This window comes from Mesorhizobium sp. WSM4806 (assembly GCF_055811635.1).
Window position 1 is genome coordinate 155,668 of sequence record NZ_JBVVQZ010000017.1, and the last position, 24,306, is coordinate 179,973.

Annotated in this window: 22 protein-coding genes, 1 tRNA gene and 1 pseudogene; 14 read left to right on the forward strand and 10 right to left on the reverse strand. The window is 59.5% G+C overall.

Features of this window, described 5'->3' with window-relative positions:
* The first annotated feature begins 11 nt into the window (after nucleotides 1-11).
* A tRNA-Ser gene (locus AC0L2M_RS24680) sits at nucleotides 12-101 on the forward strand.
* A 687-nt stretch (nucleotides 102-788) separates the two neighbouring features.
* Here the strand turns inward: AC0L2M_RS24680 and AC0L2M_RS24685 are convergent.
* From AC0L2M_RS24685 to torT, 6 genes are all read right to left on the reverse strand, one after another.
* Nucleotides 789-4,649: a hydantoinase B/oxoprolinase family protein gene (locus AC0L2M_RS24685; RefSeq protein ID WP_473536135.1), complete on the reverse strand. Its 3,861-nt coding sequence runs from the start codon at nucleotides 4,647-4,649 to the stop codon at nucleotides 789-791.
* A 285-nt stretch (nucleotides 4,650-4,934) separates the two neighbouring features.
* Nucleotides 4,935-5,918, reverse strand: a complete 984-nt coding sequence (locus tag AC0L2M_RS24690; RefSeq protein ID WP_473536136.1) for a dihydrodipicolinate synthase family protein — start codon at nucleotides 5,916-5,918, stop codon at nucleotides 4,935-4,937.
* 146 nt (nucleotides 5,919-6,064) lie between these two features.
* A complete protein-coding gene (locus AC0L2M_RS24695) occupies nucleotides 6,065-7,060 on the reverse strand; it encodes an ABC transporter permease (protein ID WP_473536137.1) in 996 nt (331 codons plus the stop codon).
* A complete protein-coding gene (locus tag AC0L2M_RS24700; RefSeq protein ID WP_473536138.1) occupies nucleotides 7,053-7,964 on the reverse strand; it encodes an ABC transporter permease in 912 nt (303 codons plus the stop codon). Before AC0L2M_RS24700 ends, AC0L2M_RS24695 begins: the two co-directional genes overlap by 8 nt.
* Before the next feature lie 113 nt (nucleotides 7,965-8,077).
* On the reverse strand, nucleotides 8,078-9,592 hold the full coding sequence (locus AC0L2M_RS24705; protein ID WP_473536139.1) for a sugar ABC transporter ATP-binding protein: 1,515 nt from the start codon (nucleotides 9,590-9,592) through the stop codon (nucleotides 8,078-8,080).
* Between the two features lie 41 nt (nucleotides 9,593-9,633).
* A complete protein-coding gene (torT, locus tag AC0L2M_RS24710; RefSeq protein WP_473536140.1) occupies nucleotides 9,634-10,599 on the reverse strand; it encodes a TMAO reductase system periplasmic protein TorT in 966 nt (321 codons plus the stop codon).
* 386 nt (nucleotides 10,600-10,985) lie between these two features.
* Between torT and AC0L2M_RS24715 the strand changes: the two genes are divergently transcribed.
* Both AC0L2M_RS24715 and AC0L2M_RS24720 read left to right on the forward strand, forming a co-directional pair.
* The gene (locus AC0L2M_RS24715; RefSeq protein WP_473536141.1) at nucleotides 10,986-11,738 is read left to right on the forward strand and encodes a GntR family transcriptional regulator; all 753 of its coding nucleotides are present in this window, start codon (nucleotides 10,986-10,988) and stop codon (nucleotides 11,736-11,738) included.
* Nucleotides 11,739-11,841: 103 nt separating this feature from the next.
* Nucleotides 11,842-12,831, forward strand: coding sequence for a mannonate dehydratase (locus tag AC0L2M_RS24720; RefSeq protein ID WP_473536142.1), 990 nt, complete (start codon nucleotides 11,842-11,844; stop codon nucleotides 12,829-12,831).
* Between the two features lie 296 nt (nucleotides 12,832-13,127).
* Here the strand turns inward: AC0L2M_RS24720 and AC0L2M_RS24725 are convergent, their stop codons facing one another.
* From AC0L2M_RS24725 to AC0L2M_RS24735, 3 genes are read right to left on the reverse strand one after another with little or no spacing between them, the layout of a single operon-like run.
* The gene (locus tag AC0L2M_RS24725) at nucleotides 13,128-13,529 is read right to left on the reverse strand and encodes a hypothetical protein (RefSeq protein WP_473536143.1); all 402 of its coding nucleotides are present in this window, start codon (nucleotides 13,527-13,529) and stop codon (nucleotides 13,128-13,130) included.
* Nucleotides 13,529-14,854 carry a recombinase family protein gene (locus AC0L2M_RS24730; RefSeq protein ID WP_473536144.1) on the reverse strand — a complete coding sequence of 442 codons (1,326 nt, stop codon included), beginning with the start codon at nucleotides 14,852-14,854 and terminating at the stop codon, nucleotides 13,529-13,531. The genes AC0L2M_RS24725 and AC0L2M_RS24730 overlap by 1 nt, the downstream gene beginning before the upstream one ends.
* On the reverse strand, nucleotides 14,851-15,375 hold the full coding sequence (locus tag AC0L2M_RS24735; protein ID WP_473536145.1) for a DUF2924 domain-containing protein: 525 nt from the start codon (nucleotides 15,373-15,375) through the stop codon (nucleotides 14,851-14,853). Before AC0L2M_RS24735 ends, AC0L2M_RS24730 begins: the two co-directional genes overlap by 4 nt.
* Before the next feature lie 938 nt (nucleotides 15,376-16,313).
* Here AC0L2M_RS24735 and AC0L2M_RS24740 point away from each other — a divergent pair.
* The 10 genes and pseudogenes from AC0L2M_RS24740 to AC0L2M_RS24785 all read left to right on the forward strand — a co-directional run bounded on the left by AC0L2M_RS24740 (nucleotide 16,314) and on the right by AC0L2M_RS24785 (nucleotide 22,094).
* Nucleotides 16,314-17,186: a hypothetical protein gene (locus AC0L2M_RS24740; protein WP_473536146.1), complete on the forward strand. Its 873-nt coding sequence runs from the start codon at nucleotides 16,314-16,316 to the stop codon at nucleotides 17,184-17,186.
* A gap of 206 nt (nucleotides 17,187-17,392) precedes the next feature.
* Nucleotides 17,393-17,608, forward strand: a complete 216-nt coding sequence (locus tag AC0L2M_RS24745; RefSeq protein WP_473536147.1) for a helix-turn-helix transcriptional regulator — start codon at nucleotides 17,393-17,395, stop codon at nucleotides 17,606-17,608.
* A 180-nt stretch (nucleotides 17,609-17,788) separates the two neighbouring features.
* Nucleotides 17,789-18,373, forward strand: coding sequence for a hypothetical protein (locus AC0L2M_RS24750; protein WP_473536148.1), 585 nt, complete (start codon nucleotides 17,789-17,791; stop codon nucleotides 18,371-18,373).
* Entirely contained in the window at nucleotides 18,373-19,008 is a 636-nt protein-coding gene (locus tag AC0L2M_RS24755) for a hypothetical protein (protein ID WP_473536149.1), read from the forward strand. The genes AC0L2M_RS24750 and AC0L2M_RS24755 overlap by 1 nt, the downstream gene beginning before the upstream one ends.
* A 6-nt stretch (nucleotides 19,009-19,014) precedes the next feature.
* Nucleotides 19,015-19,488, forward strand: a complete 474-nt coding sequence (locus tag AC0L2M_RS24760; RefSeq protein WP_473536163.1) for a DUF3631 domain-containing protein — start codon at nucleotides 19,015-19,017, stop codon at nucleotides 19,486-19,488.
* A gap of 116 nt (nucleotides 19,489-19,604) precedes the next feature.
* Entirely contained in the window at nucleotides 19,605-20,096 is a 492-nt protein-coding gene (locus AC0L2M_RS24765; RefSeq protein ID WP_473536150.1) for a ParB/Srx family N-terminal domain-containing protein, read from the forward strand.
* 236 nt (nucleotides 20,097-20,332) lie between these two features.
* The gene (locus tag AC0L2M_RS24770; RefSeq protein ID WP_473536151.1) at nucleotides 20,333-20,851 is read left to right on the forward strand and encodes a DNA-methyltransferase; all 519 of its coding nucleotides are present in this window, start codon (nucleotides 20,333-20,335) and stop codon (nucleotides 20,849-20,851) included.
* 1 nt (nucleotide 20,852) lies between these two features.
* A complete protein-coding gene (locus AC0L2M_RS24775) occupies nucleotides 20,853-21,317 on the forward strand; it encodes a hypothetical protein (RefSeq protein ID WP_473536152.1) in 465 nt (154 codons plus the stop codon).
* Nucleotides 21,318-21,412: 95 nt separating this feature from the next.
* Nucleotides 21,413-21,634 (forward strand): annotated as a pseudogene (locus AC0L2M_RS24780) (recombinase family protein); the annotation flags it as partial.
* Between the two features lie 94 nt (nucleotides 21,635-21,728).
* Entirely contained in the window at nucleotides 21,729-22,094 is a 366-nt protein-coding gene (locus tag AC0L2M_RS24785; protein ID WP_473536153.1) for a recombinase family protein, read from the forward strand.
* Nucleotides 22,095-22,269: 175 nt separating this feature from the next.
* Here the strand turns inward: AC0L2M_RS24785 and AC0L2M_RS24790 are convergent, their stop codons facing one another.
* Nucleotides 22,270-22,794 carry a helix-turn-helix transcriptional regulator gene (locus AC0L2M_RS24790; RefSeq protein WP_473536154.1) on the reverse strand — a complete coding sequence of 175 codons (525 nt, stop codon included), beginning with the start codon at nucleotides 22,792-22,794 and terminating at the stop codon, nucleotides 22,270-22,272.
* An 867-nt stretch (nucleotides 22,795-23,661) separates the two neighbouring features.
* Between AC0L2M_RS24790 and AC0L2M_RS24795 the strand changes: the two genes are divergently transcribed.
* Entirely contained in the window at nucleotides 23,662-24,045 is a 384-nt protein-coding gene (locus tag AC0L2M_RS24795; RefSeq protein WP_473536155.1) for a hypothetical protein, read from the forward strand.
* The last annotated feature ends 261 nt before the right edge of the window (nucleotides 24,046-24,306 follow it).

Consider the following 24,306-nt stretch of genomic DNA (forward strand, 5'->3'; position numbering starts at 1 on the left):
AACAGCTACTTGGAGGGATGGCCGAGCGGTTTAAGGCACCGGTCTTGAAAACCGGCGTGGGTGCAAGCCCACCGTGGGTTCGAATCCCACTCCCTCCGCCAATGCACCCTGCCCCAACATTCTCTGCTTACATTTGCCGGTGCACGGATCCCGCAGAACTGCGGGGTTTCAAAGAAAGGCTGGCAGCCGCACCGCCGACTATTCCCCGTTGAATGAGCGCTCTCTCGGCCGATATTCTCCGAACCTGGCAACCTCGCTCTTTTGGTTCACAGATTTCGATACCAATAGTCTCAACAGGTTACCGGTTTCGTGATCGTGCGAAGTTGGGCGGATCGCTCCCTAGGCGAATGCAATTGAGTTCCAACCTGTATGTCGAAAGCGTCGCATGACGCGAACTGACCGCCAGTAGCGGCGGTCAGAGCGAGTGGCATTAAAAGACCGAAATGGGGCCGACTGCAGACGGTCGGCTTTTGGCAACATGGCTCGGAAAGCAGCCATTCCTCATCGTCCTATTTATTGGACATTCGATCTCATCCGGTTCGATAACCGCAACTTGTCCTAAAAACTCCGTTGGAAACGTCCGCTGCTGTGCGGTGGATCGCTTGATAGCCAGGCGTCAGTCCGCTCCTCCGCAGTCATTTAACCCATCGCCGCTGGACGTGGTTTTGGCCTCACGCCATCCGCAACCCACCAAGTTCTTCTGCCGACCTTTTGACCGTAAGAAGGTAGGCCGGGCTGACGCTGTTCCACCGATGCGGCACTGGGTTCGGCGCCGTGGTTCTTCGCCATCAGCCCCGCCCCTTAGGCGTCGCGACCTTCCTGGACAGATCAACAGTAGCCTCGACCTGCTCCCCAAACCTCGGGGTCCGGCCATAGGCCTGCATTCCGGTGTGAGTTACAAAGCGATCTGCAAGGTCGTCGAGCAACGCGGCATCCTCGCGGCGGGAAGGATCGCCATAACCGCCCCCCCCGGGGGAAAGCACCATGAACTGATCTCCACATTCGAGCTGGATGTTCACGAATTTTGTCGGGCTGATAGTCCCGTAAGCTTCGACGAACGTGCGGAACTTTTCATGTCCTCGGTGCTTGATGAATATGCCCGCAGGGCTTCCGCGCTCGCCGCCATTCAAGCCCCAGGGCCCTTCCTTCACCCGATCGAGCAATGCGCTGAGCGTGACGGAAGGGGCAGTGACCTCGAACACGCGACGCACTCCAAGGCCGCCGCGGAACTGTCCCGCACCGCCGGAATCCGGCAGCAGCGAATACTCGAGAACCCGCAGAGGAAATCTGCTTTCGAAGACCTCAATGGGAGTGGTCCGGATCGTGCTAGCGTGTGCTGTGGTTTGAGCGCTGTTGCCATCACGGTCAGCCCTCCCGCCCCAGCCACCTCCTTCCAACTGATAGTGTGTCCAAAATTCTCCCGTATCGGGGTGGACGCCGCCCATCAGCATATTGCAGCAAGTGCCGACTTCGTTCGCGCCGACGCGCCCGGGCATTGCCTTCGCCAAAGCACCAAGAATGCAGGAGATAATTCGAGGTTGCCCCTCGGTATTCCCCGCGACACTCGGCGCCGGGAACGTCGGATTGGCGACAGTACCAGGGGGAGAGACGACCTTGATTGGGCGGAACGTGCCGGTGTTGAGCGGAACGTCTTTGGCGCAAACACTTTGCAGAATGGCCGTAGAGCAAGCCGCCGACGTCGCGACGTAGGTGACGTTGATTGGCCCGGCTGCCTGCTTGTCCGATGCCGAGAGGTCAACGACGATATCTTCGTCGTAAACGTGCACGTCGGCACGGAAATAGTATGGCGTCGTGGAGACCCCATCATCCTCGAAGTAGTCGCTCGATGAATAGACGCCGTTGGGTATCTTCCTGATTTCGGACCGCATCCACTTCTCTGCGTGCTCGATCAGCGAGTCGCAGATGCGTTCGAAGGTGTCGAGCCCATGACGCGTGACGAGTGCCTGCATTCGACGTTCGGCAGTGGTAAGTGACCCCATCATGGCGTGGAAGTCGCCCCACGTTGCATTGGGCGTTCTGTGGTTCGCCATGATGATCCGCCAGACGTCTTTGCAGTACTCGCCCTCACTCATCAACTTGACGGGAGGCAGTCTTAGGCCCTCCTGGAAGACCTCTGTCGCAGTCGATGCGAACGAGCCAACCGCCATGCCGCCGATCTCGCCGATGTGGGCAATGTTTCCGGCGTACCCAATCAGGGTCTTATCGAGGAAAATCGGTTTGAGAAGAAGGTGCTCTGGCATGTGGCACTGACCACGATATGGGTCGTTGTGCAGGACAATGTCGCCCGGATGGAAATTCTCGGCACCAACCTCCCGGACGCAGTGCGGGATGGTAAGCAAGCCGGCGCAGATAATCGCCGGGTTCATTTCGGCCTGACCGATCATCCGTAGGTGCCGGTCAAACAGCAGGCACGAGAAGTCATGCGACTCGCTGAAAATGGGCGAATAGGCCGTGCGCACCATGGTGCTGCCCATCTCATCGCTGATGTTTCGTAGCGCATTACTGACGACGGTCAGGGTGGTGGGATCCTGTTCAGGCGCGAGCCTGCCTTTCCCGGCCGCGTGCGAGGACGAGATTTCCGAAGCTTCACTCAGCTGCACGACCAGAGTGCCGTCACCTCGCACCACCCCGACGTCGCCAGGGTGCAGCAGGGTCGTCGAGTCCATTTCCTCTATTAGCGCCGGCCCGATTATCCTTGTTCCCTCAGAGAGAACGTCACGCCGGTAAGTCGCCGTATCGGAATATCCAATACCGCCGAAATAGATCTTGCGGGTGGCGTACGACTTCCCATCGCCTCCTGTTGGCGCGACCAGCTTGGCCGACACGTCCTCCTCGCCCAGCGCCACGACGCGCACTTCCGTGATTTCAATCGCACGATCGTGCATCGCGTACCCGAACAGCTCCTCGTGCCGGCGATGCATATCCTGAACGGCTTGGTCGAGTACGGCTTGATTAATCTCGGAGGACGACAGCTTGATCAACTCACCGAAGTTCTGACCGAGGTATCGCATGCCGAGATATCCGGCCAGCAGCGCCTCTCCTGTGTGCCCATCGCGCTTGATTTCGGCCAGGGCTTCGCTTGCAACAGTTCTCAGTTCCGTTGCTAGGTCGTCGATATCTATACGATCAGTTCGGTGGGCAACGGTGCGGGCCCGGTCGACCCTGAGGCTAGCCAGCAGCGTTCCAAGGGCCGATACCAACCCCGGATGCGGCGGCACAACGACTTGTGCCATACCGAGATGGCGAGCAACGTCGACGGCGTGAAGCGGACCCGCCCCACCAAACGCGACAAGGGAAAAGTCCCGGGCGTCCAAGCCTCGGTCGACTGTAAGAAGCCGCGTAGCGTCGGCCATATTGGCGGCCGCGGTGTCGAGGATCGCGAGCCCAGTTTCTTCGATTGACAGCTTGAGCCCCGCCGCGAGCCCCGCCACGGCTTGACGGGCAAGATCGGCGTTCAGTTTCTTCTTGCCGCCAAGGAAGAAGTTCGGGTCGAGGCGGCCGAGTACGACATTGGCGTCAGTCACGGTGGGCTCGGTACCGCCCAGCCCATAGCAGGCCGGGCCAGGCTCGGCGCCCGCGCTGCGTGGACCAACCCGTAGCAGGCCACCGGTATCGATATATGCGATAGACCCACCGCCGGCGCCGATCGACGTGTAGTCGATAAACAACGCGCTGACCGGAACGCCCCATTCGATCTCATATTCGGTAGTGGAACCGAATTCCCCCCCGACGATCAAACCGACGTCGGTGCTTGTGCCGCCCATATCCAGCGTCACACCGTTGCCCTGTGCATGATCGCGTGCGAAGCGACGGCCGGCGATCACACCTCCCGCTAGGCCCGACAGGAGCAGTTGAACCGGAGCAGCCTCGGCCGACTTCGCTTCCACATGTCCACCGTTGGATTTCATCAGCGAGAGGGGAGCCTCGATCCCCAGCGCCTTTACGTCGTGCGACACGCGCCGGCTAAATTCACGGATGGACTTCTTGATGAAGGCATCAGTGATGACGGTCGTGCCACGCTCGTATTCGCGCCAAACGGGAGCGACCTCGTGCGACAGGGAAACCGTCATTTCCGGGAAATGCTGGTCGAGATAGTCGCCAATCGCCCTCTCGTGCGAGGGATCCACGTATGAGAACAGCAAATTGACAGCGACTGCCCAATCCCGCGCAGGGTCGGTCTTGACCCAGTTCGCGATCCATTTTCGAAGTCGCTGCAACTCGTTCGGCGCAAGGGAAACCAGCACGTTCCCCTTATGGTCAATCCGTTCGGCGATGCCAAAGGTGTGGCGGCGCTTGACGCCCGAGTCAGGCTTGGGCCAAGCTGGGTTGTACCCCTCCTTGCGGTCGATGCGCGCAATAATTGGCGAATCCTCCACCCCCTGTGTGCCGACATAAAGCACCGTCGAACCGTGCTTTTGCAGTCGTGCGTTGAGCGCAATCGTCGTGCCGATGACCACGCGCTCGACTTCGTGTGGCTTTACGTCGACCTGGCGTATCGCCGTAATGGGTGCATCAGCTGGTTGGGCTGGTGTCGAGGGGACCTTGACGATGGATATCTCGCCCGTTTTGGCGTCCAGTGCGACGAGATCCGTGTGAGTGCCTCCCGCGTCAATCCCGATTCGAAGCATTTTCAGTCCCCTTTGATGTCGTGTACTTCAGTCGACGTTTCAAACTGACGCATGATGGCTCGCAAAATTTATCCTCCGCGAACTCGTCGTCGTGCCAGTACTCCCCGGCGATCATCTTGCCGCAGAACGAGCAATTCAGGATACGAGTCTCGTACCACGGGATATTTACCTCTATGTAGTTCCCGGTCATTACCTCTCTCCCCTTTCTACTTGTCCCGATACTCTGCCTGAGTTTGACAGACCGTAGACATCCATTGAATTGTCCATCGTTCCCGCGAACATCGATTAACTTGTCACCAGATCGCGCCAGCTCTTGTATTTCTGCACCGCGCCGAGGAGTTTGCTCCACTCGGCGTACCAGGTGTTGAAGAGCTTGAATTGCGCCTCCACATAACCGCGCTGGCTGTCGGTAAGGGCGTCAGTCGCATTAAAGTGTAGCGTGTATTCCTTGTCCCCGTTCATCACCAACATGTGCTTGAAGTAGAGGACCAGGTCGGACCCCTCGTCGAACGATGAAAGGACGGCCATTGCCTGCTCCAGTTCCTGCGCGCGCTGGCGCGCGTCAACGTCGCCTGCTGCTGCCGCCCGGGACAGGCTGCATAGATGGATGACTTCCGTCGGCAACACATTGCCGAGGCCTGTAATGGCACCGGTCGCGCCGCAATTGACGAAACCGTGGAAGACTGCAGTATCGACGCCGACCATCAGCGTAACGCCGCGGTCACGGCTGGTAATGTTCTCAGCCGCATAGCGCAGGTCTTCGCTTCCGCCGAACTCCTTGAAGCCGACGAGATTTGGATGCGCGGCCTGCAGCTCGAAGAACAGGTCGGCGCGTGTGGCGAAGCCGTAGTAGGGGCTGTTGTAGATCACCGCCGGCAAATTCGGCGCGGCCGACAGGACAGCTTTGAAGTGAGCCTTCTGTGCAATCAGCGAAGAGCCGCGCGACAGGACCCGCGGAATCACCATGAGGCCTTGTGCGCCGACCTTTTGGGCATGTGCAGCATGCGCTACTGCCGACGCGGTGTTGATCGCTCCCGTTCCAACGATTAACGGTACGCCTGCCTTCACAAGGCGCTCAACACCCTCCATGCGCTGGGTGTCAGTCAATAGCGGCCAGTCACCCATGGACCCGCAGTAGACGACCGCAGACATCCCCGCTGCGATTAAGTCGCTGCCCTTGCGGACAAGATTGTCGAAGTCGGGGCTGCGGTCCTCCTTACAGGGGGTCATCAGCGCCGGAATTACGCCGGAAAAGATCTTGGTCTGCATTTCAAGTTCCTATTGGTCTGTTGTGTCTGCAGAGAGTGCCAGTCCATCCGCGTGCGCGGCCGCGCCCCGTGGCGATGTGAGACGGCAGATGGCTGTTAGTTCGAAATGAACGACGGTCAATCGGACTGCGCTTTTGATGTATTCATTCAGGACCCATCCAGTTGGCGGCTTCGCAGACTGTCGATCGACAGCGCTGCGATAATGATGGCTCCGAGCAGGATTTGCTGGGTGTAACCCCCAGCACCCGCCAGGTTGGTCCCATTCGAGAGAATGGTGACAAACAGGGCTCCAAGAAGCGGTGCTAACATGTCGCCGGATCCGCCGCGCAGACGCATCCCGCCCAGAACTGCCGCGGCAATGGCCTCCAGGGTCATGTTGCCCCCGAGATTGGGTTCGCCGGAGCTGGTTCGTGCCGTTAGAAGGAAGGCACCCAAGCCGACGAGTACCGAGCAGATAAGGTAGGCACCGAACAGATGAAACCGATGCGCCATGCCGGCCGCTCTCGCGGCTCGCGGATTGCTCCCGATGATCATCAGCGTGCGACCGAAAACTGTCTTCGACAGTGCGAGCTGCAGAAGGACGAGGACAACAATCGCGCAGATGAATGAAAGTGGAAGGCCGGCGACGCGCACGTATGCCAATGACAGAAACTCGTCAGGCAGCCCTGTGACGGGGAAGCCATTGCTGATCGTCGAGGCGACCGTCAGCAGAATGTACATAACCCCTAGCGTGGCAATGAATGGATTGATGCCGCCGTAGGAAACAAGTATGCCGTTCAAGCTGCCGATACCCGCGCCGGCGATCAGTGCCGCGCCAAGTCCGACTGCGACCGTTCCGGGCCCAGCGCTGCCAGTCATCGCGAGTGCAGTAAGCACAGAGACGGTCGAAATCGTCGCTCCGAGCGAAATGTCAAATCCCCGCGTGGTGATCACAAGCGATTGGGCAGCCGCGAAGATGCAAAGGTAGCTCGCCTGCACGAGGATGTTGCCGATATTGTCGGCGGAATAGACTGCCGGCTGATACAGTCCGAACCCTGCGAATAGTAGGAGTGTAATCGAAGCAAAGATCGCCCTTTCCTTCAGCGTTCCGCTGCGGAACAATAGCTGTCCCGTGGTGATGTTGAGTGAGCGCACTTCAGGCATCCCCATCCCTTTCGTTTCGTGTCTTGACCTCGATCAGGACCCCGACGATGACCGTCACACCCAGGATCAAGGTCTGCCACTTGCTGTCGATGTTCGCGAGATTGAGTGCGTTGGACAGCATCGCAAGCAGCAGCGCGGCCCCTGCAACACGCTCCACATGCCCAATGCCACCCCGCAGTGAGACGCCCCCAAGGACCGCTGCTGCGATGGACTCGATCGCACCGGTAGCGCCGAGCGTTGGCTGCCCCCACCCTACGCGTGCAGTCATCAGGACGCCGGTCAGCGCAGCAAGCAGGCCACAAACCGCGTAGACGCCGATTTGAACTTTGCCTCCAACGATTCCTGAGGCCTTGGCCGCTACCGGGTTGCCGCCAACTGCGTAGACATGTCGTCCGGCGGCAGTGTGCTGGGTCCAGACCCAGCTCAGCCCGAGAACCACGACGGCGATACAGAAGATCAGCGGCACTCTAGCGAACGTTCCTCGTCCGACTACGGACACAAAGTCCTTGGGCAGCCCGCCAACAGGGACTCCTCGCGTTACGAAAAGCGCGAGGCCGGTGAGGATGGACATCATCGCGAGAGTGACCATGAATGGGTTGACCCGCAGCTTGACCACGATCAAGCCGTTAATTGTTCCTGTCACGATGCCCGCCGCGAGGGCTGCTATCACTCCGCCCAGGCAGACATAGACAACGCCCAACTCCGGGAAGGCCGCGGACAGGTAGCTCATGGTCAGTGCCGAGACGATCGACGCAAGCGCCATAACGGCGCCAACGGACATGTCGAAACCACCCACAACCATCACCAGCATCTGGCCGATTGATGTAATCAGCAGCAGCGAGCAGTTTCGCAGGATGTTGAAAAGATTCAGCCTTGAGAAATAATTCGGCTCGAGGATCACCATACATACCGCAACGAGTACAACCAGGCATGGCACCATGCCTCCACGCGCAAGTATGGCTAGCGCGGTAGATCCTCGGCGGGGGCTGACGGGAAACGGTAGGGTTGACATAATGGTCACCTGGCTTCTGCAGTGATTGGTTGGACCCTGTTACCGAAGAAGCCGGTCAGGACATTTTCTTCAGTGCAATCTTCGCCCTGTAAGTCACTCACAACGCGTCCTTCGTGCATCACATAGATGCGGTTCGACATCGCGAGGACCTCCGAGAGTTCAGACGAGATAACAATGACCGCAGCCCCTTGGGCGACGAGATCCGCAATGAATCGGTAGACTTCGACCTTAGCGCCCACATCGATCCCGATCGTCGGCTCGTCGAAAATGAAGATCCCGATGTCTCTCATGAGACCGCGGCCGAGCAGCACCTTCTGGCGGTTGCCGCCAGACAGCGTACTTACCGGCTTGCGAATTTCCAACGGCCGCAACTCGAGCCGACGCATCGAGGCCGTTACCGAGTCTTCCTCGGCCTCCCGCTTCAAAAAGCCGAACCTGGTGATGTGGCGCTGGTCGAGAGCTGCCATTGAGCAATTTGCGACGATGTCCTGATCAATCGCCAGGCCCTCACCGTTGCGATCGGAAGGGAAGTAGCACAGCCGACGCTTGAGCATTGCGCGCGGCGATCGAGGCCTTACGGTCCTTCCGTCGACAACCAGAGTGCCCTTGGCGACCCGTTCCAGGCCGAACGCGGCCCGTCCGAGCTCGCTCTTGCCGCACCCGACGAGCCCGGCAATGCCGACCACTTCGCCGGCGCGAGCGACGATGTTCGCGCCACGCACTAGCTGGTTGGCCAATGTGAGATCGCGGAATTCCAGCCGAACGTCTCTAGGTGAGTGGGCTAGTTCCGGGAACAGCGCGTCGATGCGACGACCGGTCATAAGTTCGACGAGTCGCGTCTCGCTGGCCTCGGAGGCGTTGATCGTTGCGACGACACGGCCGGCCCGCAGCACCGTGATGCGGTCGGCGATCGACTGAATTTCTCGAATGCGATGCGAAACATAAATGATCCCGACGCCAGCTTCCCGCAGACGGCGAACAGCATCCAGAAGGTGGTCGGCCTCCTTGTCGGTCAGCGACGCCGTGGGTTCATCGAGGATAAGTATCCGGGCTTTGAACAACAGAGCCTTGGCGATTTCCACCATTTGGGAGCGCGCGCGCGATAGCGCGCTGACTTTCTCGGACAGAGGTATCTGGAAGCCGAGGTCGTGGAATATCTCCCTGGCCCGCGCCTTCATTGCGCTGCGATCGAGACGCCCCCAGCGTGTGATCTCACGCCCGAGAAAAAGGTTGTCGAGGACGCTAAGGGACGGGACCAGGCTAAACTCCTGAAAAACTGTAGCGATGCCATGCTGTCGCGCGATGTGCGGGTGAAACTGCGTGATGGTTTCACCCGCAATCACTACGACGCCGTCGTCTGGTGGCCGCAGGCCGGAGAGAATGCCGGTCAGAGACGACTTCCCTGCACCATTCTCTCCGAACAGGACGTGAACCTCTCCGGGAACCAGGTCGAAGTCTACTTCGTGTAGGGCAACAACGCCGGGGTAAGCCTTGCAAATCTGCTTTGCCTGCAACACCATTTGACCCTCCTGGACTCGAATTTGAGAACGGCTACAGTCAGTTACTCGAGCGTAAAGACCGGAAGGAACCCTTCCGGGGCCATGATCATCGAGAAGTCATAGGTTGCCGCGTTCTGCGGCGTTACCACGTCCGGGACCGGCTGGTAGAACGGCTCGACCTCGCCGCCTTCCAGTGCGCGAATGGCGCTATTAAAGGCAACCCGCGCCATCAAAACCGCCGACTCCACGGCAACGCCGTCGAGCGAGCCTTCCTTCACCAACTGGATGACTTCGGTGTTCTCGGCCATGGTAACGGTCTTGACGTTTTCGAGGCCCGCCTCTTGCAGAGCGCCCACGGCACCCTGCAGCGCGGTGGGATGCCCCCAAATACCCGCAAGATCCGGTTCGGCTTGCAGGGTGTCCTCGACCAGGCGCAACTGGGTCACGGCGCCAGTGTCGCCGAACTTCGGCCCCACGATCGTGACCGCACTGTCCTTCACCCCAGCCTCAAACCCGGCCTGGAACGTCTCGGCCCAACCAGAACCCTGCGCCCCGGGGAATGTCGCCACCTTTCCGCCTGCAGGGCCGAGCAGCTCGAGCATGTACTTGCCCTGGGCCTCGCCCTGGCTGAAGTAGTCGGCGAAGATCTTCGAGGTAACCTCGGTCTCGCGAACCGGGTTGATGAACGCAACGGTTGGAATTCCCTTCGACATCGACTCCTTGAGCTTCTGCGCAAGCCCGACTTCGGAAATAGCGCCAATGATGATCGCATCCGATTTGGCAGCCAGACAGTCGTCGTACTGCGACACCTGCTTGGCAAGCTGATCGTAGCCGCCGGCTTCGTACACCCTCAGCGCAGCGCCGAGGCGCTTGGCCTCCCCCACGACGCCATAGTCAACGCCCACCCAGTAGCTGTCCTTCACGTGCGGCAGGAGCACGCACACGTGCCACTTCTTGGTGGTCGCGGCCACCGGCTCAAAATCCACCTTCGTGCGGGTATCTCCCTCCACCTTGTAGACAGGCCACACGTCCTTTGCCTGCGCGGGCGCAACGACGGCAGGCCGAGCGCACAACCGACGACAACCGATGCAATACCGACTTTCATGGACACATCCTCCTCTTTGCTGTTATAACGCCGACAGCACACATGATGTCTGCGCTCCTTGATGGTCACTGTGATAACAGTCATATGACGGCTGGTCAAGGCTGAAATCTTCAAGATTCAATGAGACGACACCATTCTCGGCTTTTAACAGGCGGAACACAACGGAATTCCGAAGAATGCGGCTTGAATTACAGGGCATTCGAGCGTGTGATCGCACAGGCGATTTGCGCGCTATCACTCAAAGGGATTGCAGGTGTGATCTCAGCGTGGTAGTAATCCAAACACTGATGACGCCTAAGGAGCCAGGAAATGTCTGAACGCCAGAAGCTAAGAGAGTTGAGCGACGAGCCAGATGCTGCATCGGTTTACGAGGACCAGATCGACGTAAATGGCAGCGACGACACGATGAGTCTTCGCGCTTACCGGATACTTCGCGGCTCACTGTTGTCCGGCGAGTTCCTGCCGGGCGCGATAGTAAGCATGCGGCCACTCGCGAAGGACTTGGGCGTCAGTCCGATGCCGGTCCGAGAGGCACTTTCCCGACTTTGCACCGAGGGCGCTCTCGAGACGCTACCCAATAGAGGCTATCGCATCCCGCACATCTCGGAAGGTACGTTTCGAGAATTGCTGCAGATCCGCATCCGGCTGGAAACCATGGCGGGAGAAGCGGCGGCCGTTCGTGCCAACTACGACCAGGTAGATCGCGCCGCGGCAACCTACAAAGCAATGGCGAGCGAGGAAGATCGGATGGACGTCACCGATCACAGCTCGACTTTGCAGTATATGCGTCTGCACCGAAAGTTTCATTTCTCGATATATGCGGCCGCGGACATGCCTGAACTACTCTCGATGTTGGAACGATTGTGGTTGCGAATCGGTCCAATTCTATTTGTGGCCGGCCAGTCGCGCGCTTCACAGTTTCGCGCTAGTCATGCCCAAATTCTCAACGCGTTCAGGGCCGGAGACGCGTCAGCGATAGCCGCTGCCATCAGAGAAGACATTCTCGATGGTGTTGAACCTGTTGCCCGCTATCTCGCCCAAAGAGACAACCATCAAGACTGATCGGAAAGTACACGGCGGCGCTCCAAGTCGCCTGTCATCATTCGGACGGCACGACATCCCTCCAACAGATACCTTACGTGGTCACACAACCAGGAGCCTAAAAATGCGGATCGCAGAGATTATCCTTGAAGGTCGGCCGTCCGACTTTTGGTCCCAGCTGAAGCAGATCAACGTCAACCATGCCACGGGTATTCTGCCCAGCCGCTCCACCGTCGACTGGGATAGCACGTGCGAAAATCCATGGGACTATGGTCCGCTCGTTAAATACCGTGACACGCTGGAGAGCTTTGGTCTGAACCTGGCCGTGATGGAGGATGTTCCTCCGATGACCAAGATTCGCCTAGGGCTGCCGGGACGCGATGAAGAAATCGATGAATTCAAGAAGTTCATTACAAATCTCGGCCGACTTCGGGTGGGTGTGCTGGTCTATGATTGGTGGTGTGGTTTGGGTTGGCAGCGCACCCGCCATGTCGCGGCGAGCCGAGGGGGCGCGCGCGTTAGCGCCTATAACTTCACCGAACAGGATCAGACGATGCTGACGCCCTACGGCCGCGTCTCAGGCGACCGCCTGTGGGAGGCTTTGAAGTACTTCTTAGATCGGGTCATTCCCGTCGCGGAGGCGGCCGGCGTAAAGTTGGCGATGCATCCTGACGATCCGCCGCTGCCCCAGGTCCGCGGCATCGACCGCATCATGAATTCCGTCGATAGCTTCTTCCGCCTTCTAGAGCTTCATCCGAGCGAAGCAAACGGCATTACCTTTTGCCAAGGCAACTTTGCCTTGATGGAAAAGGAAGTCGTGAAGGCGATCGAACAAGTGGGCAGCACCAAGAGGATCTATTTTGTCCACTTCCGGGACATAATCGGCACAGCAACGGACTTTACTGAGGCGTTTCACGACGCTGGCCAAAATGACATGGCCGAGTGCGTGCGTGCGTATCGCCGCATTGGATATGACGGCTTTCTCCGCACTGACCACGTGCCGCGGCTAACTGGTGACGAAACAGAGGTAATCACAGGGTACTCGCATCAGGCTCGGCTCCATGCGGTCGGCTACACTCAAGGTCTGCTCGAGGCCGCGAAGTTGCCTGCCTGACGTTGCAGCACCAGCGGACAACGGTCTGGGAGCCTGAATGTGGTCGCTCTCGGTCCTGCGACGCCGCAGAGGCCAGCCAGGTTCGGCGAGCGCGCCGTTGCGCAAATGGCCGCCGACCTAGCGGATGACGTCCAGTCTCGCAGTAGCCTCGAACAAAATTGGCGGTCGCTGGTGACATTTTCATGCTGTCAATGACGGGTGCGGTTGCTGATGGCCAAAGCGAGCGCATAAATCCACGGCAGCTCTCGGCAAGCGTTGTTGAACTCTAAATGGCCGAGATTGGGCGCAAAGCGGACCTAACATAGCAGCGCCCTTTGTGCGTGCCATTGCGCCGCTACCGGCTGAAGTAGATCAGCAGTGGTCATCGTGGCGGGTTGGTACCCGTCGAGGACCGTCTCGACGATTGCCGGAGAAAGCAGCGTCAGTTGCAAGAGACGATTGATGTAGGAGGGACTGATTTTCTCTGCCTTGGCGATATCCTCGGCGCTTGCGTAGGCGCCCTGCTTCAGCATCTGCTGCCAGCGATAGGCGCGGGCGATAGATTTGACGAGGGTGTTGTCGACGCGAGGCCGACCAGAAGCCCATTGCTCCTGGCCAAGCGGCGCGACGATCAGCTTGCGCCCTCCCCGCTTGCGAAGCGTCAGCGGAACCTCAATGGTGATGATGCTTCCGTTGCCGGTGACCTCTGCATCGGACATCACGCGGCGCTCCTGACATCCTGACGCTGGTTGAGATCGGCCGCAACACCGGCCAATCCCTCGGTGCGCAGGCGGATTGAAAGGCTGTCCATTGTCACGTCCACGCGTTCGACCAGCAGCTGGACGATGCGCGCCTGTTCGGCGGGGAAAAGTTCATTCCAGAGCGGTTCGAGTTCGAGCAGCGCCGCCCTCACCTCGCCCTCACTGATCTTGGCATCGTGTTCGCGGCCTGCCTTCCAGGTGGCGATGATGATCTCGGGAGCACGGATGAGGATGCGCAACTGATCAATGACGGCTGCCTCGACCTCGGCCGCTGGCAGGCGCCCAACGGGGCATGCGCCAGTACCCTGCTTCAGTACCGATTGGCTAACATAGTAGCGGTAGAGCTTGCCTGCCTTGCGCGTATGTGTCGGCGACATCGCACATCCCGTCGGCCCGAACAGCAGACCCTTCAGCAGCGCCGGTGTCTGCGCGCGAGTCTTGGCTGCGCGTTTCCTCGAACCTTCCGACAGGATTGTCTGCACCTTGTCCCAGAGGCCGCGGCTGATGATGGCCTGGTGTTCACCAGCGTAGGAGGTACCCTTGTGCACGGCTTCGCCGACATAGACCGGGTTGTTGAGCAGCTTGTAGATCACGCCCTTGTCCAATGGCCGGCCGCGGCGGGTCAAAATCCCTTCGGCAGTCAAAATCCTGGAAAGGGTTGTTGCCGAGCCGGTCGAGATAAACCGCTCGAACACCATGCGGACGTTTGCAGCCTCCGCTTCGTTGATGACCAGCTTGCGGTCCTTGATTTCATAGCCGAGCGGTGCCCAGCCACCCATCCACATGCCGCGCTTGCGCGACGCGGCGAACTTGTCGCGGATACGCTCACCAATGACCTCGCGTTCAAACTGGGCGAACGACAATAGGATGTTGAGGGTCAGCCTGCCCATCGAGGTGGTAGTGTTAAAACTCTGGGTCACCGAGACAAAGGTGACGTCATTCGCGTCGAAGGCCTCGATCAGCCGCGAGAAATCCATGAGCGAGCGTGACAGTCGGTCGATCTTATAGACCACGACCACGTCAACCAGGCCGACATCCATGTCGGTGAGCAGCCGCTTCAAAGCTGGGCGTTCCAGCGTGGCTCCGGAGATCCCGCCATCGTCGTAGCGATCAGGCACGAGAACCCACCCAAGAGCCTTCTGGCTGGCCACAAAGGCCTCACAGGCCTCACGCTGGGCATCGAGCGAGTTGAACTCCATATCGAGCCCCTCCTCGCTGGACTTGCGCGTGTAGACCGCGCAGCGCAGCTTGCGGACGATGGACTTTGTGTCGGCAATGTTCATGACCGCCCCCTCGCCTTGCCGCGATGGTTCTTCAGCCCGAAGAACAGCCAGCCATTCCAGCGGGTGCCGGTGATTGCGCGAGCGACCGAAGACAATGACTGATATGGCCTGCCCTGCCATTCGTAGCCTTCGGCAAGGACTGTGACCGTCTGCTCCACGCCCTGCCATTCACGAAGCAGCTGGGTGCCGGCAATCGGACGATCCTCACCGCGGACGCGTCGCACCGCGATATTGCCGCCGTCGAACGCTTCTCCCAATGCCTTCAGCCGTTCGACCGTCTCCGGCTTCAGGCCACCGAAGGCGAGTTCCTGGATGCGATAGGCGAGCCGGCTTTCGAGGAAGCGCCGGTTGTAGGGCGGGGGCTCCCCGTCGAAGAGGTCGCGCCACTGCGCCTTCAACTCTGGAGTAGGCATTGTCTTCAAAGCTGCCACACGAGCGAGCACGTTCGGATCTTTGTATCGATCAGGTGCGAGCGCCCTGCCCGCGACCCTGATGCTGTCTTCGGTAGAGAATTTTGTCATCGGAACTCCCCTTGCGAGTGGTCCCGACACACGCTCTCCGTGGTCCTGAAGTCGACTGAAGTCTATTCACGCGGCGCAGATAGTCTGCTTGACTGTCGCGCGCGAAGACGCATGAGGCCGGCTGCGAGGATGGTGGCGAGTTCGCTCATCCGTTCGAAGCTACTAAGTTTATCCGCTGCCAGTGGGTTCGGACCCGACAACATTGTTTTGATTCCGGTGGCTCTTGGTAAGGGAGCCTTAACCGTCCAAACCGGCCACACCACTCGACGGCGAATTGCTGTGGAACGACGCGCAAAGAGTTGTAACTGTGCGCATCACGTCGCAGTTTTGACCACGTCCATTCCGATGCCGGACTTAATTCCTGAAGGCTGCATTTCGCTTTGCGCGGCGTACGCTCGCTTTGCCTCCGAGCTGTGGCTAGGCCATTCACCGGTCACAGAACTTCGCGATAAACTCACGTATGCCGAAATCCCACAGCAAATCGTTGGCCGCAGCCATGCATCGTTGGCTGCCGTAACGGATTCGATGCTCGACGAATTCAGATCTGCCTTCGCCAGCGGATCGTTAAGTGCCCTAGTAAGACCCTCTGGTGCGTCCGAGAATTTTGCAATTCCCGAAGAAACGTGGGACTCCGCATTTTTCCCGAACACGCCTTCCTCAGCGAGGAGATCGTGGGCCGTCATGGCGGTTACTGGGACGGTCTGGTTGGCCGCACTCCCTTCGTCAAGCGGTCTGAGTTCGACCCTTGGTTATGGGGAAAGACTGATCGAAAACGCGATTTCGAAGCGACTCCCTCGCCTGCTGTCCAAGCGCTGCGGTCTAATCTTATCGGGCTTGCCGCTGATGGAGTCGTGACGTCCAGCGAAGTCGAGAATCTAGCCTTAGTATGGGGGCTCGAGCCTTTCGCTTCGACACCAGCGGAGGAAACCTCCGACCCCATGAACTTGTCCCATTGGACACTGGCCATGGCGGCATCATGGATCGTCTGGCGCGACATCCACCGCGTACGCGAGGCGATGAATTCCTATCGATCAAAAAGCTGGGAATGGAGTTCGTTCGGCCGAAGGTTCTTGGACGGAGACGGTCCCTACGATCTATTTGGCGAAGAGCTGGTAACGCCCGCACCGCTGAGCCTGTCACACCTTGGCGGTTTGGAAGCCGTAAGTGCCGACGCGAGGGGCCAACCCATGCTCATCAAAAGCGCACGCGAGGCTCTCTGGCAGCACCTTGGCGAAGATGCCATCTCCGCGGCAGCGGTGGATCGTGCCGGCAACTATGTAATTGTGCCCCCGCATCAATGGGCCGCCTTAGGACTTGCTGAAAGCCGAACCGGCGGCGACTATCTCTCCTTTACGCATAACCCAATTAGGCCGGCATATACCGAGATAGAGCTTCCAAGGCCGGAGATCCTAACCCTATGGCCGCCGTTGTCGCAGGTGGCCAGCATGGCAACGCCGGGACCGATCGCCTTCGAAATCGAAGAGCAGAGCCACCGAATCTTGTTCGCTGATGGACCGGTTCTCCAGGGCCTAAGGTGCGAGCTGTTCATGCTCCTAGCTGAACAATTTCTCAGGGATATCGAGGACGGATTGGAGAAATCGGCGTACCGGTTTACCTCTACACAGAGCATCACAGCCAAATTCGCTATCACGGACCAGACCCTTCGTCAGCGCGTTAGGCGCATGAGGCGGTCGCTCGAAAAGCAGTTCATGAGTTGCGCGGGGTATTCGGTCTCTGCCGACACGATCCTCCAAAGTCAAAACTGGACTGGCTACCGACTCAATCCTGACCTGCTAGTTCTCACGCGATAGAACGTACGCGTCACGCAATTAAAGTGACAGTGTCGTGACACTTTGCCATGTCTTTGAAAATGCTACACAACTTGGTGCAGATTCTGTCACGCCTTTCTTCATAGCTGAGCATATCTGTAAACCCGCGCAAAACCGAGAATTGCTGCCATCGACAACGCTCGATGGGTGCATCGCCGCACCTACGAAAGCCGGCTTAGGAGCCCGACATGGCAGATATTTCCCCCACCTACCTCAACCAGCAGGAGTTGGCCCGGCGCTGGCGCATCAGTCCGCGGACCCTTGAGCGTTGGCGCTGGCTGAAAACTGGCCCGCACTACCACAAGTTTGGCGGCAAGATCGCCTACGCTCTCGACGACATTCAAGCCTACGAACGGCGCCGCCGCGCCGAGACCCATTCGTCGATCATCGGCTCGTGGGAGTGAGGCAATGGTTCTGGATACTTTGTGTCCCCAATATGCCATCGTCAATCCACGGGAAGGACGCGGCCCTGCCGAAGTTGCACATGGCTCGGTCCTCGCCCGCCGGCTGATGGTCCGCTACGCTATCTCTGAAGCGCTAGCCCGCGCAATTGCGGAACTCGCACTCTCGATGGGGAGCGCGGAATGAACAAGCATGTGCTCCTGAGAGCGAGGCTCGAATATTACGAACTGGCTGATGCCGCCGTCGGCTCTGCCGATTTCCTGAGGTACATCAGACACTATCAGATCGACGTGGCGTCGGCGGGCGGGTTTGCTGGCGCCACGGCCGTGTTGCCGATCGGTAAGTTGGGTGGTCAGCGTTTTAATTTCGACCCTGATGGCGATCTCGCGTTCGTTTGCGAGGCCTATGCGGCCGACGGCGAGAGCATTGTCGATCTGGTGGCTTGGCTGCTCAATGAGCCCGATACTCCCCTTACCATGTTCAGACGTTGCGGACTGCTTGGCCTATGGCAGGCAATGGCGCCCGGCACCTATTTCATGGGAGGCAGCCTTCGCCTTCACCGGACGCCTCTCAAATGGCTGCAGGCACGTTGCGATGGTGCTGCGGTGGTTGACCCACATCTGGCTGGGCAGGAATTGCTTGTCACGCCAGGGCGGGTCGCGGCGGAAGATCAGGCGCACGGCCGCGAGATCGTAAAGCTGCTGCGCAGCGCCGCGGCCATCGACAACAAGGTGATTGCCCCATTCGAGAATCGAAGGGTCGCCTGATGAATCAGCAAAACATCCCAAACGGATTCAAGGTCGTCGCCTCCGACGACGGTGCAGTCGTACTGGATGATGTTGCTGCGTTTCTCAGCAGGTTCGTCGCCTATCCCTCTCAGTCAGCATTGCTAGCGCACGTGTTGTGGATTGCGCACACGCATCTGATGGAAGCATGGGACTCGACGCCTCGGATCGCGTTCCTGTCGCCAGAGCCAGGGTCCGGCAAAACGAGAGCGCTAGAGATTTCTGAGCTGCTGGTTCTGCGGCCGGTTGAAGCAGTCAACGTGACGCCGGCCTATATATTCCGCAAGGTAGGCGATCCGGCGGGGCGCCCGACGATCCTGTTCGACGAGATCGATACCGTGTTTGGTCCGAAGGCCAAGGACAATGAAGAAATCCGCGGTTTACTCAATGCCGGTCATCGCCGTGGCGCCGTTGCCGGCCGGTGCGTAGTGCGGGGCAAGATAGTCGAAACGGAGGAGATCCCGGCCTACTGCGCCGTCGCTCTCGCCGGGCTCGGAGAATTGCCAGACACCATCCTATCCCGCTCTGTCATCGTGCGTATGCGCCGTCGATCTCCTGATGAGAAGATCGAGCCCTTTAGGCGGCGCGTTCACAGCGGCGAAGGCAACCTTTTGTGAGATCGGCTGGCGGACTGGGCAACCTCGGTCGTGGATGAGCTCGCCGATGCTTGGCCAAAGATGCCGAGCGAGATTCAGGATCGAGACGCTGACGTCTGGGAAGCTCTCATTGCCATTGCCGATCAGGCCGGGGGCAGCTGGCCCCAACGTGCGCGCGTTACGGCTGTTACGCTTGTTACGCTCTCAAAGGAGAGCACTCCCAGTTTGGGAGTTCGTCTTCTCGCAGATCTCCGCGAAGTGTTCGGTCAAGAGCAACATCTGACAACGGAGTCCATCCTGAGCGCCCTGCTTTCGATGGTTGAAGCTCCGTGGATGGAGATCAATGGTAAGCCTCTAACGGACCGCAACTTGGCTTCCAGGCTCATCAAATATGATATCCGGCCAAAGGTATTGAGAATTGGTGCTTCGGCGACTGCGCGGGGATATCAGAGATCAGATTTCGTCGACGCCTGGGCCAGATATCTCCCTGCCCATGCCTAGGGAAACGTAACAAGCGTAACAACCGTAACGACTGGCGTAGTGCTGCGAAGTTGCGCGTTCGATTGTCGGAAAAAGTCGTACTTACAGCATGTTAGCTGATCTTGTATATTTGCGGCATGAGAAACGAAGCACCCATCGCCGTTGAATACCGCCATGCCGCGGCTCTGATCCCCTTCGCCAAAAATGCTCGCACGCACTCCGATAGCCAGGTGGCGCAGATTGCGGCATCGATCCGCGAGTTCGGCTGGACGAACCCAATCCTGGTGGATGGCGAGAACGGTATCATAGCTGGCCACGGCCGCCTCCTGGCAGCGAGAAAGCTCGGCTTGCATGAGGTACCTGTTATCGAGCTCGCTGGCTTGAGCGAAGCGCAGAAGCGGGCCCTGGTGATCGCCGACAACAAGCTGGCGCTGAATGCCGGCTGGGACACTGAACTGCTGGGTCTCGAACTGGCCGATCTCGGCGAACTCGGCTTCGATCTGTCGCTCACCGGCTTCGACGAGCTGGAGATTGCCGCGCTGACCAGCGCCGGCACTTCTGGCATGACCGATCCGGAAGAGACCCCTGACCCGCCGGAGCAGCCAACCACCCTCCCCGGCGATGTCTGACGCTCGGCAAGCATCGGCTGATTTGCGGCGACAGCACTAATGCGGCAGACGTTGAGAAGGTGCTCGCCGGCATCAAACCACACCTGTTGGTGTCGGATCCACCATTCGGGGTCAACTACGATCCTGCATGGCGCATGCGGCTTGGCATTCCTTCGGAGGGCCTGGCGAAAGGGACAGTCCTGAATGACGACCGGTCTGATTGGCGCGAGGCATGGGCGCTGTTCCCCGGAGACGTGATGTACGTCTGGCACGCGGCCCTTCACTCGGCTTCGGTGGTGACTAGCCTGGAAGCCAGCGGCTTTGCCGTCCGGGCCCAGATCATCTGGGACAAGACCCGTCTGGTCATTGGCCGCGGCGATTATCACTGGCAGCACGAGCCGGCCTGGTATGCGGTCAGGAAGGGCAGGAAGGGCCACTGGGCGGGAGATCGCAAGCAGACCACCGTCTGGGCCATCCCGCATAGGAAGTCCGACACGGGCCACGGCACGCAAAAGCCCGTCGAATGCATGCGGCGACCCATCGAGAACAATTCCTCGCCAGGCCAGGCTGTGTACGAGCCCTTCTGCGGCTCTGGCACCACCATCATCGCAGCCGAGATGATTGGCCGCTCCTGTCATGCGATTGAACTGAACCCGGCCTATGTCGACGTCGCAGTGCTGCGCTGGCAGGCGTTTACAGGCAGCATGGCGATCCTGGAGGGCGATGGCCGCAGCTATGCCGCTGTTGCCACGGAGCGCGGCCAGGAGGCAGGCTGAGATGCCTAGGCCCGGTCACAAGCCGGACGAGGCCTCGCGCCGCCAGGTCGAAGCGCTGGCCGGCTATGGCGTGCCTGAGCCCGGCATTGCAGCCATGATCGCGGTTGATCCCAAGACCCTGCGCAAGCATTACCGCCATGAGTTGAAGATCGGCCACACCAAGGCCAACTCAGCTGTTGCCCGGAGTCTGTTCCGCAAAGCCACAGGCGAAGGCCCTCAATCCGTTACCGCGGCGATCTTCTGGGCCAAGACCCGCATGGGCTGGAAGGAAACGATCGTGAACGAACACAGCGGTGAGCCAGTGCGTAAGATCACCCGCATCATCATCTCTCCGCCGGATTCGCAAACTCTTCGAGCAAGACGCGCCATCGCAATCGAACCTCAGCCGGTCCAGTGGGAACCGGTCAGCTCAGGCCAGAGGGTTTTGCTTGAGAGTCCTGTGACACGCCCCCGCGATGATGGATAAATACCAGCCAGAACAGACGGTTAGCTTGCTATCCAAGGCCGTGTGAGCACACTGCAAACGGTGGTTTGCAGTTTGCACACCCTGGGAAGAGCAACATGCCGAGCGCGGTCGCCTACTATCGGGTCTCGACACAGCGGCAAGGACGTTCAGGCTTGGGCATCGAGGCCCAGCGTGCCGCCGTCGCCCGCTTTGCCGAGGCCGAGGGAATGATCATCCTCCAGGAGTTCACCGAGATCGAAACCGGAAAGGGCGCGGATGCTCTTGATCGACGGCCGCAATTGAATGCCGCCCTCGCCCTTGCCCGCCAGACAAAATGCCCGGTCGTCGTGGCCAAGCTCGACCGCCTGTCGCGAGATGTCGCCTTCATAGCCGGCCTGATGGTCCAGCGCGTCCCGTTTATCGTCGCCGAACTTGGCCGATGCCGATCCGTTCATGTTGCACCTTTACGCCGCTTTGGCAGAGAAAGAGCGGCGACTGATCTCGGAGCGCACCAAAGCCGCCCTCGCCTCTCGCAAGACCACTGGAATGAAGCTCCGCAATCCGACCAACACAGCCGAAGCTGCGGCGAAAGGTCGGAAGATATCGATCCGGGAGGCTGACAGATTTGCCCAAACCGTGCTGCCGATCATCGCCTCCATCCAGCAGTCCGGCATCACCAGCCTACGTGGCCTGGCAATCGCCCTTAACAATCGAGGCGTGCGCACAGCGCGCAATGGACAATGGCAGGTGTCGAACGTGCGCAACGTTCTCGCGCGGCAATCCCCTACTCTTTTATAAGCGGGAAATAGCCACCGGCGCGGCCGGAACAAACGGGATCGATATTCATGGACCCGAAGCGGTCTCCGCCGGCGCGACGCGCGACGTGCCAAGCTATATTGAACCGCCCCAAATGTCGGTCGCCTTAAACCCAGGTCGGATACTGACACCTGGCGCTCGGTTATAAACGGCGGCCTTATGGCAAGACCGAAATGCGCCCCAGAAGAGCCACCAATTCCGCCTGACGTTTTGTTTCGGTCTTGGCGAAAAGCGAGGCGAGCTGGGACCGGATTGTGGTGCGGCTCAAGCGCCAGCTGCGGGCAATCTCTAAAGGCGCCTCGCCCTGTGCCAGGCGCAACGCGAGGTGCGTTTCCGCGCTCGTCAAGCCAAACATCCTTTGCAGTGTCTCAGGATTTGGCCCTGATCTGTTCTCACGGTCCAGCAGTGCCACAATGCTCGTTCCGTCAGGAGCGATAACTCCCTGCTCGTTCAGTATCACCGGCCGGTCGCCTATGCTGCGGATCACCACCCAAGAGAGGGAGCCCGGCAGGAAATGGGCCGGAACATTCGCGATCAGCCGTTTTAGGGCTACCGAAAGCTCGCTGGCTGTATCAGCCGGCTCGCCCTGGCGCTCCAGCGTGGTTTGATCGGCGGCATTCCATTCGATGACTTTTCTTTCGCGGTTCAGTACGAGATAGCCGCAGCCGATGCGATCAAGCATCCCCGTGACTGATTCCAGGCTGCGTCTCCGCGGTTCGTCGGCCCTCGCGCTAGGCACGTTGTCGGTAAGCCAATGTTGCAAGAATCTGTTTCCGCGTGTGCTCATCCGGCCCTAATCTCAAATCAGGCGTTAGGTTCCATGGGCCTGAGCCGCGAGAGTATATTGAGGACAGAGGCTGCAAATCGGCAACGGCTGCCGACTTGGTGCCGAAGCGCTCAGAGACAGGCGCATAAAATTTGGTTATCGCCCGTCCCTGGCATTGCCGTAAGCGTTCGGGCCAGTGTCGGGCGTATAGGTCAGGCCGGCTGGGTACCGCCTAGCGGCTCTTTGCCCGATCAGGCGGGGTGACCCGCGACCAAGTGAATTAGGTCGGATTCCGCTGTCGCGGGCTGTCGGCGAATATGGTCTGATCCGCTCATGGTGATGACGGCTGACCAGCTTGGCCAACATTGAGAGCACACACAGGACTAGGAGCCACGGAACCCCGGACGGTTGGTTGTCGAGGGCGGCGCTGGCTTCTTCCTTTTTTTTCGACCAGATTGTCGTCCCGCCCGCCTTTAGTGAGCACCATACCGGAGAGCCCATTTTTCCCATCCGTCTCTCTCGAAATCCTAGTCCGAATATCTGTACGGATCACCGGATCCTCGGGCAAGCCACTCGCAAACCATTCAGGAAGATTGTCGCCATCGTTCTTGTCCATTGCGCCAACAATGTTTTCTGCCGCCGTATGTTCCAAGTGCTTGGGCCTTCATTCTAGCGGCCGTCATTTGCCTCGCGATGGCGCATCAGGGCCGAACCGATCGCGCAGCTTTACCAGATCGAGCGTGTCACGGTGGTGACACGGCGCATGATGCCAAGTCGAACCTGATGGACTGCGCCAACGTCAAGGGCGTCGACTTCGATCCGTCGCCGATCCGCGTCGAACGCATCGGTCTGACACGCGAGCAGATCGGCGACCTCGGCCTGCCTTGGATCGAGAACTTGGAGACCGGCAGCGGCAAGGACCTCGGCGATCCGGGTCACCCCGATCACCGCAAGCCCTACGTCCAGAACTACATCGCCAGTCAAGGTCGGCGAAAGGTTGAGGCCAATGCGCTGGTTCGCGATCTGCATGGTTGGCGTGCGTTGGTCGAGGCGGCGATCAACCTCTTCATCCCGGCAAGCTGGCCCGCTGAGCACGAAGCGCGGCTGGCTCCGCATCGACAGGCTGCCCGCGATGCGTTCGCGGCGCTGATCGCGGTCAGGTCATGATTAAGGCAATCTCGATCTCGCCGGCAGGACCTTCGCCACCGTTGCCGAATCCGGCGTTAACATTGCCGCTATTGCCCGCCGTTGTCAGCGCGCGACGCTGCCGCTGCCTCCGACGCTGCCGCTGACGCTGCCGCTGCCGTCAATGCTGCCGGTGGCGCTGCCGTCAATGCTGCCGCTGCCGTCAATGCTGCCGGTGGCGCTGCCGTCAATGCTGCCGCTGCCACCGATGCTGCCGGTGGCGCTGCCGTCAATGCTGCCGCT

Bases quoted from the DNA above. Each gene is read 5' to 3' on its own strand.
- AC0L2M_RS24700 (WP_473536138.1), bottom strand. From the start codon at position 7,964: ATGGTGATCCTCGAGCCGAATTATTTCTCAAGGCTGAATCTTTTCAAC.
- AC0L2M_RS24735 (WP_473536145.1), bottom strand. From the start codon at position 15,375: ATGACAAAATTCTCTACCGAAGACAGCATCAGGGTCGCGGGCAGGGCG.
- AC0L2M_RS24685 (WP_473536135.1), bottom strand. From the start codon at position 4,649: ATGCTTCGAATCGGGATTGACGCGGGAGGCACTCACACGGATCTCGTC.
- AC0L2M_RS24705 (WP_473536139.1), bottom strand. From the start codon at position 9,592: ATGGTGTTGCAGGCAAAGCAGATTTGCAAGGCTTACCCCGGCGTTGTT.
- AC0L2M_RS24750 (WP_473536148.1), top strand. From the start codon at position 17,789: ATGAACAAGCATGTGCTCCTGAGAGCGAGGCTCGAATATTACGAACTG.
- AC0L2M_RS24765 (WP_473536150.1), top strand. From the start codon at position 19,605: ATGAGAAACGAAGCACCCATCGCCGTTGAATACCGCCATGCCGCGGCT.
- AC0L2M_RS24745 (WP_473536147.1), top strand. From the start codon at position 17,393: ATGGCAGATATTTCCCCCACCTACCTCAACCAGCAGGAGTTGGCCCGG.
- AC0L2M_RS24695 (WP_473536137.1), bottom strand. From the start codon at position 7,060: ATGCCTGAAGTGCGCTCACTCAACATCACCACGGGACAGCTATTGTTC.
- AC0L2M_RS24690 (WP_473536136.1), bottom strand. From the start codon at position 5,918: ATGCAGACCAAGATCTTTTCCGGCGTAATTCCGGCGCTGATGACCCCC.
- AC0L2M_RS24715 (WP_473536141.1), top strand. From the start codon at position 10,986: ATGTCTGAACGCCAGAAGCTAAGAGAGTTGAGCGACGAGCCAGATGCT.
- AC0L2M_RS24720 (WP_473536142.1), top strand. From the start codon at position 11,842: ATGCGGATCGCAGAGATTATCCTTGAAGGTCGGCCGTCCGACTTTTGG.
- AC0L2M_RS24790 (WP_473536154.1), bottom strand. From the start codon at position 22,794: ATGCTTGATCGCATCGGCTGCGGCTATCTCGTACTGAACCGCGAAAGA.
- AC0L2M_RS24755 (WP_473536149.1), top strand. From the start codon at position 18,373: ATGAATCAGCAAAACATCCCAAACGGATTCAAGGTCGTCGCCTCCGAC.
- AC0L2M_RS24730 (WP_473536144.1), bottom strand. From the start codon at position 14,854: ATGAACATTGCCGACACAAAGTCCATCGTCCGCAAGCTGCGCTGCGCG.
- AC0L2M_RS24795 (WP_473536155.1), top strand. From the start codon at position 23,662: ATGGACTGCGCCAACGTCAAGGGCGTCGACTTCGATCCGTCGCCGATC.
- AC0L2M_RS24770 (WP_473536151.1), top strand. From the start codon at position 20,333: ATGTACGTCTGGCACGCGGCCCTTCACTCGGCTTCGGTGGTGACTAGC.
- AC0L2M_RS24740 (WP_473536146.1), top strand. From the start codon at position 16,314: ATGAACTTGTCCCATTGGACACTGGCCATGGCGGCATCATGGATCGTC.
- AC0L2M_RS24775 (WP_473536152.1), top strand. From the start codon at position 20,853: ATGCCTAGGCCCGGTCACAAGCCGGACGAGGCCTCGCGCCGCCAGGTC.
- AC0L2M_RS24725 (WP_473536143.1), bottom strand. From the start codon at position 13,529: ATGTCCGATGCAGAGGTCACCGGCAACGGAAGCATCATCACCATTGAG.